Raw genomic sequence first — 13,898 nt, 5'->3', positions numbered from 1 at the left:
TGGATAATCCGTGTGGAACGACGCTCGCACTACCAACCTGATCGCCAACACGCTAGCCGTGCTGGCGGTTTGCGCCATGCTCATCGCGGGCGTGGTCTGGGTAGCGCAACGCCCGTTCTTCACGTTGACGGCCATCGAGCTGGAATCGATGCCGGACACCGAATTGCACTACGTGTCGCCGCAAGCGGTGCGCTCGGCTATCGCGGGCCGCTTCAAGGGCAACTTCTTCACGGTGGACCTGGACGACGCGCGCGAGATCTTCGAATCGGTGCCGTGGGTACGCCATGCCACGGTGCGCCGCATCTGGCCCAATGTGCTGCGCGTGCGGATCGAGGAACAGCAACCGCTGGCGCTGTGGAACGAAAACCAGATGATCAACACCTGGGGCGAAGCGTTCACGGCGAACACGGGCGAGGTGGACGACGAAACCGTGCTGCCGCAGTTCTCCGGGCCCGAGGGCACGGAGCCGCTGGTGGTGCAGCGCTATGCCGAGCTGGCGCGCTGGTTCGCGCCGCTGGACATGCATGTCAAACAGTTGGAGCTGAGCCCGCGCTATGCCTGGCGGGTGGTGCTGTCCAACGGCATGCTGCTGGACTTGGGCCGCGATCCGGGCGCCGATGCGCCCGACCCGCACGGCCTGCCCGGCGCCTTGCCGTTCGCGGCACGTATTCAACGCTTTGTGCAGGCGTGGCCCACCGTGTCGGGGCGCCTGGAAGGGCGCACCATCACGCAGGCCGCCCTGCGCTATCCGAATGGTTTCGCCCTGGCGCTGGCTCCGTTGCCCGCGTCGGAAACCAAATCCAAATCCACACCGAAACCTCCCAAGAAACGCTAACGCCATGACCCGTGACATCAAGGACCTTATCGTCGCCCTCGATATCGGCACCAGCAAGGTGGTGGCTGTGGTGGCTGAAATTTTGCCCGAAGGGCGATTCGAAGTGCTCGGCCTGGGCCAGCACGAATCGCGCGGCATGCGCAAGGGCGTGGTCGTCAATATCGAGACCACTGTGAATTCCATTCAGCGCGCGCTTGAAGAAGCCGAGCTGATGGCAGATTGCAAGATTCGCGACGTCTACACCGGCATTGCCGGCAGCCATATCCGCAGCTTCAATTCCAGCGGCATGGTCGCTGTGAAAGACAAAGAAGTCACCGCCACCGACGTTGCCCGCGTCATCGAGACCGCCAAGGCGGTGAACATCCCGACCGACCAGCAGGTGCTGCATGTGCTGACGCAGGAGTTCATCGTCGACGGCCAGGAAGACATCCGCGAGCCGATCGGCATGAGCGGCCTGCGCCTGGAAGTGCGCGTGCACATCGTGACGGGCGCGGTCAGCGCCGCGCAGAACATCGTCAAGTGCGTGCGCCGCTGCGGCCTGGAAGTGCAGGACCTGATCCTGCAACCGCTGGCCTCCAGCCTGGCCGTGCTGACGGCCGATGAAAAAGAACTGGGCGTGGTGCTGGTGGATATCGGCGGCGGCACGACCGACGTCGCCATCTTCACCGGCGGCGCTATTCGCCACACGGCGGTGTTGCCGATTGCCGGCGACCAGATCACCAACGACATCGCGGCCATGCTGCGCACGCCGACGCCGGACGCCGAAGAAATCAAGCTGCGCTACGGCGTGGCCAAGCAGGTGCTGGCCAGCCCGGACGAATCCGTGGAAGTGCCGGGCCTGGGTGATCGCGGTCCGCGCCAGGTCAAGCGCCAGGCGTTGGGCGCCGTGATCGAGCCGCGTGTCGAAGAACTGTTCACGCTGGTGCAGCAGGTGGTGCGCGATTCCGGCTACGAAGATCTGCTGGCGTCAGGCGTAGTGCTGACCGGCGGTTCCGCGCAGTTGCCCGGCATGATCGAGCTGGCCGAGGACGTGTTCCTGAAGCCGGTTCGCGTGGCGGTACCTGAATACGAAGGAAGCTTGGCCGACGTGATGCGCAACCCGCGCTTCTCGACGGTGATGGGCTTGTTGCAGGAAGCTCGGATGCAGCGGGTGCGCGGTCGCAAGGTCGCCGCTCAGACAGGCAATTTCAAGAGCCTGCTTGCGCGCATGAAGGAATGGTTCATGAATTAAAGAGGAAGGGGCAGGTTGGGGCCTGCTCCTTGGCACGCATCGCGGCGGTATTGCGGGGCGGGCCAGAACGGGGAGGCGTCTCAAACCCGTGGCGGGCCATAGCAGTCGGCATCGGCTTTGAGGCGATTCACAAAATATAGGTTGTTGGGGAATTTTTGTGATTTGCAAAATCGGACTTGTGAGGGAGTCATCATGATGAACTTTGAGATGCTTGAGAACAACACCAAAGGGACCGTAATCAAGGTCGTTGGTGTGGGCGGTGCGGGCGGCAATGCCGTCGCGCACATGATTCGCAGCGGCGTGCACGGCGTGGATTTCATCTGCGCCAACACCGATGCGCAAGCACTGGCGGCAACCAATGCCCCGGTGCAAATTCGTCTGGGCCGTACCGGCCTGGGTGCGGGCGCCAAGCCCGAGCAAGGACGTGCGTCGGCTGAAACCGCGCGCGAGGAGATCCGTGCTGCGCTGAACGGCGCTCACATGGTCTTCATCACCGCCGGTATGGGCGGTGGCACCGGCACCGGCGCGGGTCCGGTCGTGGCCGAAGTGGCAAAGGAACTGGGCATCCTGACCGTTGGCGTGGTCACCAAGCCTTTCACGTTTGAAGGCAACAAGCGCCTGAAGATGGCCGAGGACGGCATTGCCGAACTGGCCAAGCACGTGCATTCGCTCATCGTGGTGCTCAACGAGAACCTCTATGAATTGATGGACGAGGACGCGACGCAGGAAGACTGCTTCCGTTCGGCCGACGATATCCTGCACAACGCTTGCGCCGGTATCGCCGAAATCATCAACGTCGAAGGTAACGTCAACGTCGACTTCGAAGACGTCAAGACGATCATGGGCGAGCAGGGCCAGGCCATGATGGGCACGGCATCGGCATCGGGCGCAGACCGCGCGCGTGTCGCCGCCGAGCACGCCATTGCTTGCCCGCTGCTGGAAGGCGTGGACTTGAACGGCGCGCGTGGCGTGCTGGTCAACATCACCGCAAGCCGCACGCTGAAGATGCGCGAAACGCGCGAAATCATGGAAACGATCCGCAGCTACGCTTCGGACGACGCGACCGTGATCTTCGGTACCGCCTACGACGAGTCCATGGGTGAAAACCTGCGCGTGACCGTGGTTGCAACCGGCCTGGGCCGTGCGCAGTCGCGTCCGCAATTGGTGCAAAACACCGCTGAGGTGCTGCGCACCGGTACCGACAACATGCCCATGGGCACGATGCCGGCCGGTCAAGGCGGCGATTACCGCAATCTGGACATGCCGTCTGTCATGCGCAATCCGCGCAGCCAGGCGTCGGCTCAAGTGCGTGCTCTGGAAAGCTCGGGAATGGATCATTTCGACATCCCGGCGTTCTTGCGCAAGCAGGCAGATTGAACGAAAGAGCCGATCACAGGCTCTAATCGCACTCCCTCATCTCCGGCTCGCTTGTCCCCGCGGGCGAGCCGGAGGCGGAGCGGTCCGTGTTTCCCTTGCACGGTTCTTTTAAGGGACGGAAGTATCGGTCGATCCGGGTTGCTTGATGGCGCCAAGGATCGGACAGCGTTACAATACGTCAGTTACGCCGGCAATCTGTACTCTACGTGCCGGCTTCCTGGCTCTAATACCCAAGCACCATGTTCCGACAGCGCAGCATTCAGAATCTAGTCCGCACGACAGGCGTCGGCGTCCACTCCGGACGGCGGGTAGAACTCACTCTGCGTCCGGCACAGCCCAATACGGGCATTGTTTTCCACCGCGTGGACCTGCCTGAAGTCGTGGACCTGCCTGCTCAGGCCACTGGCGTGGGCGATACGCGCATGGCGTCGGTCCTGCAACAGGGCAACGTCCGCGTTTCCACGGTAGAGCACCTGATGTCGGCATTGGCCGGCCTGGGTATCGACAACCTGCATATCGACCTCACTGCCGAAGAAGTCCCCATCATGGACGGCAGTGCGGCAACCTTTGTTTATCTGTTGCGCTCGGCGGGCATCGTCGAGCAGAACGCGCCCAAGCAGTTCATCCGCGTGAAGAAAACCGTGGAAGTGCGCGAGGGCGAGGGCCGCAACGAGAAATGGGCCCGGCTGGAACCCCACGAGGGCTACGCGCTGGCCTTCTCGATTGACTTCCGCCACCCCGCCATTGATTCCACCGCCAATTTCGCCGAGATTGATTTCGCGACGCACTCGTATGTGCGCGAAATCGCCCGCGCGCGCACCTTCGGGTTCGTGAATGAAGTGGAAGCGCTGCGCTCGATGGGCCTGGCCCGTGGCGGCAGCCTGGACAACGCCATCGTCATGGACGAATACCGGGTGCTGAACAGCGACGGGCTGCGCTACGACGACGAATTCGTGAAGCACAAGATCCTGGACGCCATCGGCGACCTGTATCTACTGGGCAAACCGCTGGTGGCGCGCTATGTGGCGTGCAAGTCGGGTCACAGCCTGAACAACCAATTGGCCCGTGCGCTGCTTGCTCAGCAAGACGCCTGGGAAATGGTCACCTACGAATCGCAGGCAGAAGCGCCGCAGGCCTTCCGCCACGAGTGGAAACTGGCATAACGCCAGGTTCCTGATCGGGTCTGAACCGGGGGAGTGTCCCCGGTATTCACATCAGGTCCCTGCTTAAGGATGGCGCTGGCTCCATCCGTTAGCGAAAAAATCCCCATCCGGTTGCAAACCATCGGATCTAAACCCCCGAGAACTTGGTTTCGCTTCGTTTCCAGGCGCCCGTGGCGCCGGACAGGGCCGGATGGCTTCAGCTACTCTTGTGATGCCTCAAGAGCTTGGCGACCGCGTCGGCCAATGGGCCTGGACGTAGTTTTTCGTGCAGCGTCTCGAACGCGCCCAGGGCCTTGTCGCCCAGGGGTTGCGCCTCTTTGGGAGGGCGCGCCTGACGGGCGCCGGGCTTCGGTAACCCCGCTTGTACCTTGACGGCAATTTCGTTAAGGTTCCAGCCTTGATCGGCCAGGGCGCGCGCCACGCGCGGCGCCAATTGCCGCATCTTGGCTGCATGCGCGGCGCTGGGCACCACCAGATGCAGGCACTGGTTTTCCAGCTTGCCGACCTGGCAGACAGCACCTAGCGGGGCGGGCAGAACCGCCGCCACCGCATACTGAATTTGCAAGTGCTTGCGGGCAGTCGCCAACACACCGGCGCCCCGCATGTCATGACCCAGCCATCCCAGGGCGGTATTTTCTTTCCGCCGGCTGGAACCGGAACGTTGACGGTATGAAGAGGGTCTATTCATCCCGGCTCTATAGAATTAGGAAGCAATCTTGAAAATCGTGATTATGCACGCCCGTGACGGGCGGGACGGGCATTTCACCCTGGGCGGTGCGCGGCTGGCGTTGTTGCTTGGGGCGGCGCTGATGACGGCGGCCATCTTTGGCGCCGCCATTCAGCGATACCTTACTCCCATCCTGCCGGCCGTACACGCCGTGGGTTGGCCGTTGGCGCAGCAGCCCGGCCGTGACACCGATTTCTTGCGGGGAAACATGAACCTGCTGGCCGCCAAGGTGGGGGCACTGCAGGCCAAGCTGGTCAGCATCGACGGCCTGGGCCAGCGCGTGGCCAAGGTGGCGGGTGTGGCGTACACCGACCCCGAATTGGCCAAGCAATTGGCCGTGGCGCAGCCCGAGGCGATGACGCAGCCTGAAGCCACCCACGTCATGGACGACCTGTTTACCGACCACCCGCCACCCAGCGCGGCATCGGCCGAGGCGCTGGGGCGCCAACTGGACGAAATCCAGGCGCGCCTGGCGCAGCAGTCCGACAATCTGAAGCTGCTTGATGCTGCCCTGACCAAGCGGTCCGCGGATCAGGCGCGCATGCCGACCGCCATGCCGATCACGGATTACCCGTATCTGAGTTCGTCCTACGGCTGGCGCCGCAACCCGGTCACGGGGCGCACCGCCATGCATGAAGGGCTGGATTTCGCGGCCCCGTCCGGCACGCCGATCCTTGCCGCCTCCGGCGGCGTCGTGCTCGAAGCCAAGTATTTGCCTGGCTTTGGCAACATGGTCGAGATCGACCACGGCGATGGCCTGATCACCCGCTACGCCCACGCTTCGTCCTTGATGGTGAAGCAGGGCGAGCTTGTAGAGCGCGGCCAGCAAGTGGCCCGCGTAGGCAGTTCGGGCCGTTCGACCGGACCCCATCTGCACTTTGAAGTCCGCCTTGCCGGGCAACCGCTCGACCCTCGATTGTTCCTGGGAACGCCACAGAATGCGCCGCCAGCCGTGGCGCAAGCCGCAGGGACTGAACCTGTGGTGCGCTGACCGGTCAAACCGCACAACATAAGTACTCTGGCAATAGGTCCAGGCTATTACGCGCCAGGTGCGTTAAACTGGTTCGTTTCCCAGCGGACCCCCGCTCAACCAATAACATCAAAGTCACGGGAAGCGCTGCCCTTGCCTTTTGCAGGCGCGGCGTGGCTCGTGCGGCCGACATACGCATGGTTTCTCTGCTCAAAAAACTCATAGGTAGCCGCAACGACCGGCTGCTTAAGCAGTATCGCAAGCTGGTAACCCAGATCAATGGGCTGGAGCCCAAGATTTCCGCGCTTTCCGATGCGGAGCTGGCGGCCAAGACTGACGAATTTCGATCTCGATACGCGCAGGGCACGTCGCTGGACGACCTGCTGCCGGAAGCCTTCGCCGTTGTGCGCGAAGCGGGCAAGCGCGTGTTCGGGATGCGGCACTTCGACTCCCAGTTGTTGGGCGGCATCGCGCTGCACAACGGCAAGATTGCCGAAATGCGCACGGGGGAAGGCAAGACGCTGATGGCGACCTTGCCCGTTTACCTGAACGCTTGCGCCGGCAAGGGCGTGCACGTTGTTACGGTGAACGACTATCTGGCCCGCCGCGACGCGGAATGGATGGGGCGCCTGTACCACTTCCTGGGCATGACCACGGGCGTGGTGGTGCCGCAGCAGCCTAACGAAGAGAAGAAGGCAGCCTACGCCGCCGACATCACTTACGGCACCAATAACGAATTCGGTTTCGACTACCTGCGCGACAACATGGAATTCCGTGTTGAGGACCGCCGCCAGCGCGTGCTGTTCTACGCCATCGTCGACGAAGTGGACTCGATCCTGATCGACGAAGCTCGCACGCCGCTGATCATTTCCGGCCAGGCCGAAGATCACACCGAGCTCTACATCCGCATGAACGCGGTGCCGCCGCTGCTCAAGCGCATGGCCAGCGAACCCAAGCCGCAGGAGCCGGAACCCGAAGGCGACTACTGGGTCGACGAAAAGAGCCAGCAGGTTTACCTGTCGGAAGCCGGCCACGAAAATGCCGAGGCAATTCTGGCCCGCCTGGGCATCCTGCCGGAAGGCGAATCGCTGTACGACCCCCGCCACATTGCGCTGATGCACCACCTGATGGTGGCCTTGCGCGCCAATAACCTGTTCTTCCGCGACCAGCAATACGTGGTCCAGGATGGCGAGGTGGTGATCGTCGACGAATTCACGGGCCGCCTGATGGTGGGCCGCCGTTGGTCCGATGGCTTGCACCAAGCCGTCGAAGCCAAGGAAGGCGTGAAGATCCAGCACGAAAACCAGACGCTGGCATCCATCACGTTCCAGAACTACTTCCGCATGTATGAAAAGCTGTCCGGCATGACCGGCACGGCCGATACGGAAGCGTACGAGTTCCAGGAAATCTACGGGCTTGAAACGGTCATCATCCCGACCAACAAGCCGATGATCCGCAAGGACCAGAACGATCAGGTCTTCAAGACCGATCCGGAAAAGTACAACGCGATCCTCGAAGACATCCGCGACTGCCACGAGCGTGGCCAGCCGGTGCTGGTGGGTACGACCAGCATTGAAAACTCCGAGCTGCTGTCGGGCCTCCTGAAAAAGGCCAAGCTGCCGCACGAAGTGCTGAACGCCAAGCAGCACGCCCGCGAAGCCGAGATCGTGGCCGAAGCCGGCAAGCCGGGTCACATCACGATCGCCACCAACATGGCCGGTCGTGGTACCGACATCGTGCTGGGTGGCAGCGTCGACAAGCAGGTTGACCTGATCCGCGCTGACGAATCGCTGTCGGAAGCTGAAAAGACCGCGCGCATCGAGAAGATCCGCGCCGAATGGAAGCCGCTGAACGAGCAGGTCAAGGCCGCGGGCGGCCTGCGCATCATCGGTACCGAGCGCCACGAATCGCGCCGTATCGACAACCAGCTGCGCGGCCGTGCCGGCCGTCAGGGTGACCCGGGTTCGTCCCGTTTCTACCTGTCGCTGGAAGATTCGCTGATGCGCATCTTCGCGGGCGACCGCGTGCGCGCCATCATGGAACGCCTGAAGCTGCCCGAGGGCGAGCCGATCGAGGCGGGCATGGTCACGCGCTCGATCGAAACCGCGCAACGCAAGGTGGAAGGCCGCAACTTCGACATCCGCAAGCAATTGCTGGAATACGACGACGTGGCCAACGACCAGCGCAAGGTGCTGTATTCGCAGCGCAACGACGTGCTGGAAGCCGCAAGCGTGGGCGACACGGTGAATAGCCTGCGCGACGCTGCCGTGGTGGAAATGTTCAACACCTATGTGCCGCCGGAATCGGTGGAAGAGCAATGGGACGTGCCGGGCCTGCAAAGGGCTCTGGAATCGGACTGGAACCTGCACCTTCCGCTGACCGAAATGTTGGACAAGGAAACCAGCCTGACCGACGAAGACCTGCGTGAGCGCGTGGTGAAGGCGGCTCGCGATGCCTACCAGGCCAAGGTTGACCAGGTTGGGGCCGAATCTTGGTCGCAGTTTGAACGTTCGATCATGTTGCAGTCGATCGACACGCATTGGCGCGAACACCTGTCGTCGCTGGATTACCTGCGCCAGGGCATCCATTTGCGCGGTTATGCGCAGAAGAATCCCAAGCAGGAATACAAGCGCGAAGCCTTCGAACTGTTCTCGGGCATGCTGGACCGCATTCGCGACGACGTGGTGCGCGTGTTGATGACGGTGCGTGTGCAGTCGTCGGAGCAAGTCGAACAGGCCGAAGCCGAAGCCGCGCAACCGCATGTGCAAAACGTGCAGTACCACCACTCCGATTACGACGAAGCGCTGGCCAAGACGGAATCGGAAGAGGGCGAGCAACCCGTGCGCAATGCCTTGCCCAAGGTCGGACGCAACGATCCGTGCCCGTGCGGCAGTGGCAAGAAGTACAAGCAGTGCCACGGCAAACTGGTCTGATCAGGGGATAACGCCATGCTGCATTCTGTCGGCCGCACCGAATTCGACCACGCCGTCGTGATGGTGCGCGACCGGCTGGATGCGTTGGCGCCGCATTTCGAGCGCCAGGGGTTTCACCTGAGCGACAAGGCGGTGCATAACCTGGGGTCGTGCAATCGCCTGATCGTGCTGGAAGGCACGTATGTCGAGCTGCTGGGATGGCCCACGGGCGCCCCGCCGGCCCGCAAGGAAATCGCTGATTCGCCGTTTGGGTTGGAAGCGCTGGTGTTCCGTACGTATGACGCCGACGCTACCTACGAACGCCTGAAGGCGGCCGGGTTTGCGGTGAACCCGGTACAGGAACTGACGCGCCCGGCGATGCTGGACGGTCAGGAAGTGCAGGCCCGATTCCACACCGTGCGCTTTGCCGAGCAGCCTTTGCCCGGCATCCGCATGTATTTCTGCCGTCATCTGACACCCGAGTGTGTCTGGTCGCCGGACCTGATGGCGCATCCCAATGGCGCACGCAGCCTGATGCGCATTGATGCACGCGCGGCCGATGCCCGGGCCGTGGCCGAGCGCCTGGCGCTGGTGGCGGACGTCACGGCTGAAGCTGTCGATGGCGGTTGGGACGTGCCCTTGGCCAACCTGCGCATTCACGTGCACACTGACCCGACAGCGTCAGCTCCCACGCTGTCCACGCTGACCCTGGAAAACCGCGACGGCGCCCACTACACCCTGGACACCGGGACACCAAAGCCCTAGACCCAGGACGTAGGATGGGTGGAGCGCGCGAATCTCGCCGCTAGCACTCCGACATAACAACGCGCGAAACCCATCAAGCAACGATTGAATTCTTGGCCGGATCAGCCATGACGCAATCGCTGCTTGATGGGTTTCGCGCGTTCAATACTGGTTTCCTGTTTAGAAATCCTTCGCGCTGCACCCATCCTACGATGGCAACGGTCCGTGGCCGTGGCAGCGGCATGGCGATGTTGCTCATCATCGGCCACGGCCATTCGTGATCGGGGCAAACCCTGCTTGCGTCGCAAAGTGTATGCACTTTAGTATGCACTTCATACCCGCTGATCATCCCCTCTCAAATCGACCAGCCATGACGCAGCCCCCCTCAGCGATTCGCCCCGCCGCCCGCACGTCTGCCGGGCAGGCCGAGCTGTATGGCGCGGTCAAGGCGATGGCGGTGCGGTTTGATTTCAAGCCGGGTGAGCGCATCAACGAAGTGGATCTGGCGCGGCGCTTGAATGTCAGCCGGACGCCGCTGCGCGAAGTGCTGAACCAATTGATGGTCGAGGGCTTCCTGACTCGTTCCGTGAACCGCGGCTTCATCGCCCGGTTGTTGGACGCCAAGCAGATCCACAGTTTGTACGAGTACCGGGCGGTGCTTGAGGCCGGCATCGTGCGTGCCGCCTGCGAGCGCGCCAGCGACGAGGAACTGGCCGAACTGCGCCAGTTCGTGGAGCGGTCTCGCGATGTGCCGGAAGACAGCGACGCCACACGGCTGTTGGAACTGGACGAAGCCTTTCACCTGCATCTGGCGCGCCTGTCTCGTAATGAAGAATTTGTGCGTGCGCTGGAAAGCGTGAATGCCCGCATTCATTTCGTGCGCTGGATCGACATGCAGCAGGGCCGACGCAGCCATACGCAGGGCGAGCATCTGCGTATCGTCCAGGCTTTGGAACAGCGCGATCTGGACGCCTTGTCCGCGCTGATCAGCGCACACATCGGACGCCGTCTGGACCAGATCACCGACGTGATCCGCACGGGGTTCTCAACGATTTACATGCGGGACCAGGCCGAACCCGCCACGGTAGCGCCGGCCAACACCACAACAGCAGGGGAAAAACAATGACTCACACGATGAAGCGGATTTTGGCGGGCCTATGCACGCTGGCAGCCGCGGGGGGCGCTTTTGTCGCCGCGCCCGCCGCCGCCGAGGAACGGCCGTTGGTGCTGGTAGTGCCCTACCCGCCGGGCGGCAGCACCGACATCCTGGCGCGCATTCTGCAACCGCGTCTGTCGCAGCAACTGGGCGGACGCACGGTGATCGTGGAAAACCGCCCCGGTGCGGCCAGCCAGATCGCCACCGCGCACGTGGCGCGCGCCGAGCCCGATGGCAGCACGCTCTTGGTCAGCTTCGACAACCACGGCATCAACCCCGCCGTGAAGCCCAAGCTGCCCTACGACACCTTCAAGGACTTTGTCGCCATTTCGCAGACCGTGCGCTTTCCGCTGGTCATTGGCGCCAACCCCAGCGTGCCTGGGGATAACCTGAAAGCGTTCCTGGCGGCCGCCGCGAAAGAATCGCCCAACAAATTCAACTACGCCTCGACCGGGGTCGGTTCGCTGAATCACCTGGCGCCCGAAGAGCTCAAGCGCTTGTCGAAAGTCGAGCTGCTGCACGTGCCGTATGGCGGCGGCGGGCCGGCCATCCAGGCGGTGGTGGGCGGGCAGGCCAATATGACGTGGTTGAGTTTCGCGGCGCTGCGCGGCCAGATCCAGGCCGGCAAGATCAAGCCGCTGGCGGTGGCGGGTGAAAAGCGCTTGCCCGAACTGCCCAACGTGCCGACGGTGGAAGAGTCGGGCTTCCCTGGCTTTGTTGCCTACTCGTGGAGCGGCATGTTCGCCCCGAAGGGCACGCCCGAGGCCACGGTGAAAAAGCTGACGGCCGATTTCAAGGCCGTGCTGGCGGACCCGGAAATCAAGAAGAAGATCACTGAAGCGGGCTTCGAGATCGTGGCCTCGGACGGCCCCGCGCTGGATGCCTACGTGAAATCGGAATACGACCGGTGGAGCGCCTTCATCAAGAAGAACAACATCAATCTGGATAACTGAGCGACGGTTGGCCGGGTGGCGCGCCGCCCGGTCCTGTCGGCTAACTACGTGGAGATGATATGGAAAACCTGAACGGCGCCGAAGCCATGGTGCGGATGCTGCAGCACAACGGCGTCAAACATATTTTTGGCCTGTGCGGCGACACCAGCCTGCCGTTTTACGATGCGCTGTACCGCCTGGATCACGGCATGCAGCACATCCTGACGCGCGACGAGCGCAGCGCCGGGTACATGGCGGACGCCTACGCCCGCGTCACCGGCAAGGTCGGCGTGTGCGAAGGCCCTAGCGGTGGCGGCGCCACCTATCTGCTGCCTGGCCTGGTCGAAGCCAATGAGTCCTCGATTCCCGTGCTGGGCATCACCTCGGACGTGGCGGTGGGGTCGCGCGGGAAATACCCGCTGACCGAGCTGGACCAGGAAGCGCTGTACCGTCCGCTGACCAAGTGGAACCGCACCATTGACCGTGCCGACCAGATTCCCGGCATGGTGCGCGCGGCATTCCGCGCCATGACCACCGGCAAGCCGGGCGCGGCGCACCTGTGCTTTCCATATGACGTGATGAAGCAGCAGGTGGATGCGTCCGATATCTGGGCGCAGCCCGAGCACGGCCGCTTCCCGGCCATGCGCTTCGCACCGGATCCCGCCGATGTGGCGCGTGCCGCGCAGCGTTTGATCGGTGCGCGTGCGCCCGTGATCATCTGCGGTGGCGGCGTGGTCATCGCGGGCGCCAGCGGCGCCTTGCAGGAACTGGCGGAAAGCTTGAAGGCGGCGGTGTGCGTGACGGTCAGCGGGCAAGGCAGCCTGGCCGACACGCATCCGCTGAATGCAGGCGTGGTGGGCTCCAACGGCGGCGTGATGGCCACCCGCGACGTGGTGGCCGCAGCCGACGTGGTGCTGTTCGTGGGTTGCCGCGCCGGTTCGACGTCCACGGAACATTGGCGCTTCCCGAACCGCGACGTGCCCATCCTGCACATCGACATCGATCCCATGGTGATCGGCGCCAACTACCTGACCGAAGTCGGCCTGGTGGGCGACGCGAAGCTGGCGCTGGAAGCCTTGGGCGCCGAAGTGCAGGCGCGCCTGGCGCACCGTAATTCGGACGCGGTGGACGGCGCGGTGCTGGCCGGCCGCGCCAAGGCCGCGCGCCTGGCGCAACTGGAGCCGCTGGCCAACAGCCTTGAAACGCCGATCCGCCCCGAGCGCGTAGTGCAATCGCTGAACCGCTTGCTGCCCGACGATGCGGTGGTGTGCGCGGACCCGGGCACGCCTTGCCCGTACTTCTCGGCCTACTACGATGTGTCGCGCCCCGGCCGCCACTTCATCACCAACCGCGCGCACGGCGCGCTGGGCTTTTCCATGTCGGCCGCGTTGGGCGCCTGGGTTGGCCGGCCGCAGTCCAAGTGCGTGTCGGTGATGGGCGACGGCAGCTTCGGCTTCACCGTGGGCGAATTGGAAACCATCGTGCGCCACAAGGCGCCGCTGCTGATGATCGTGTTCTCGAATTCGGTCTACGGCTGGATCAAGGCCAGCCAGAAGGCGGGCTACGACCAGCGCTACTACAGCGTGGACTTCAACCGCACCGACCATGCCCGCATCGCCGAAGCGTACGGCGTGAAGGCCTGGCGCGTGGAAGACCCGGCCAAGCTGGACGACGCCATCAAGGCCGCCATGGAACACGACGGCCCGGCGCTGATCGACGTGGTGGCGCAGCCGCTGCAAGATACGGCGGCGCCGGTCAGCCAGTGGATGGGTTGATAAGCGCCTGACGGCGCAGTCAACACAAGAGGCCCTTCGGGGCCTCTTTTTTTTGGTCCAAGGTGCCTGCGGCTGG

General features: G+C 63.4%; 12 protein-coding genes. 11 read left to right on the top strand and 1 reads right to left on the bottom strand.

Going from position 1 to position 13,898, the window contains the following annotated elements; translation table 11 throughout:
- The first annotated feature begins 10 nt into the window (after nt 1-10).
- The 4 genes from ACE04A_RS01580 (at nt 11) to lpxC (ending at nt 4,606) form a co-directional block, all read left to right on the top strand.
- Nucleotides 11-835: a cell division protein FtsQ/DivIB gene (locus ACE04A_RS01580; RefSeq protein ID WP_448717876.1), complete on the top strand. Its 825-nt coding sequence runs from the start codon at nt 11-13 to the stop codon at nt 833-835.
- A 4-nt stretch (nt 836-839) separates the two neighbouring features.
- Nucleotides 840-2,066, top strand: a complete 1,227-nt coding sequence (gene ftsA, locus ACE04A_RS01575; protein ID WP_006217473.1) for a cell division protein FtsA — start codon at nt 840-842, stop codon at nt 2,064-2,066.
- A gap of 192 nt (nt 2,067-2,258) precedes the next feature.
- Nucleotides 2,259-3,443 (top strand): cell division protein FtsZ, encoded by a 1,185-nt coding sequence (ftsZ, locus tag ACE04A_RS01570; protein ID WP_050449963.1) that lies wholly within the window; start codon nt 2,259-2,261, stop codon nt 3,441-3,443.
- A gap of 239 nt (nt 3,444-3,682) precedes the next feature.
- The gene (lpxC, locus tag ACE04A_RS01565; RefSeq protein ID WP_259252616.1) at nt 3,683-4,606 is read left to right on the top strand and encodes a UDP-3-O-acyl-N-acetylglucosamine deacetylase; all 924 of its coding nucleotides are present in this window, start codon (nt 3,683-3,685) and stop codon (nt 4,604-4,606) included.
- A gap of 196 nt (nt 4,607-4,802) precedes the next feature.
- Here lpxC and ACE04A_RS01560 read toward each other — a convergent pair whose 3' ends face one another.
- Nucleotides 4,803-5,210 (bottom strand): DciA family protein, encoded by a 408-nt coding sequence (locus ACE04A_RS01560; RefSeq protein WP_259252615.1) that lies wholly within the window; start codon nt 5,208-5,210, stop codon nt 4,803-4,805.
- A gap of 127 nt (nt 5,211-5,337) precedes the next feature.
- Here ACE04A_RS01560 and ACE04A_RS01555 point away from each other — a divergent pair, with 127 nt between their 5' ends.
- From ACE04A_RS01555 to ACE04A_RS01525, 7 genes are all read left to right on the top strand, one after another.
- Nucleotides 5,338-6,324, top strand: coding sequence for a M23 family metallopeptidase (locus ACE04A_RS01555; RefSeq protein WP_438859079.1), 987 nt, complete (start codon nt 5,338-5,340; stop codon nt 6,322-6,324).
- A gap of 176 nt (nt 6,325-6,500) precedes the next feature.
- Nucleotides 6,501-9,236: a preprotein translocase subunit SecA gene (gene secA / locus ACE04A_RS01550; RefSeq protein WP_259252614.1), complete on the top strand. Its 2,736-nt coding sequence runs from the start codon at nt 6,501-6,503 to the stop codon at nt 9,234-9,236.
- A gap of 15 nt (nt 9,237-9,251) precedes the next feature.
- The gene (locus ACE04A_RS01545) at nt 9,252-9,980 is read left to right on the top strand and encodes a VOC family protein (protein ID WP_448717874.1); all 729 of its coding nucleotides are present in this window, start codon (nt 9,252-9,254) and stop codon (nt 9,978-9,980) included.
- Between the two features lie 107 nt (nt 9,981-10,087).
- Nucleotides 10,088-10,240, top strand: coding sequence for a hypothetical protein (locus ACE04A_RS01540; RefSeq protein ID WP_448717872.1), 153 nt, complete (start codon nt 10,088-10,090; stop codon nt 10,238-10,240).
- Between the two features lie 89 nt (nt 10,241-10,329).
- The gene (locus tag ACE04A_RS01535; RefSeq protein WP_259252611.1) at nt 10,330-11,085 is read left to right on the top strand and encodes a GntR family transcriptional regulator; all 756 of its coding nucleotides are present in this window, start codon (nt 10,330-10,332) and stop codon (nt 11,083-11,085) included.
- Nucleotides 11,082-12,068 (top strand): tripartite tricarboxylate transporter substrate binding protein, encoded by a 987-nt coding sequence (locus ACE04A_RS01530; RefSeq protein ID WP_391441945.1) that lies wholly within the window; start codon nt 11,082-11,084, stop codon nt 12,066-12,068. The genes ACE04A_RS01535 and ACE04A_RS01530 overlap by 4 nt, the downstream gene beginning before the upstream one ends.
- A gap of 59 nt (nt 12,069-12,127) precedes the next feature.
- Nucleotides 12,128-13,822 carry a thiamine pyrophosphate-binding protein gene (locus ACE04A_RS01525; RefSeq protein ID WP_100853102.1) on the top strand — a complete coding sequence of 565 codons (1,695 nt, stop codon included), beginning with the start codon at nt 12,128-12,130 and terminating at the stop codon, nt 13,820-13,822.
- Nucleotides 13,823-13,898: the final 76 nt, after the last annotated feature.

Source organism: Achromobacter colocynthidis (genome assembly GCF_057334535.1).
The sequence above is the reverse complement of the archived record's forward strand: the minus strand, read 5'-3'. Positions and strand labels throughout refer to the sequence as shown.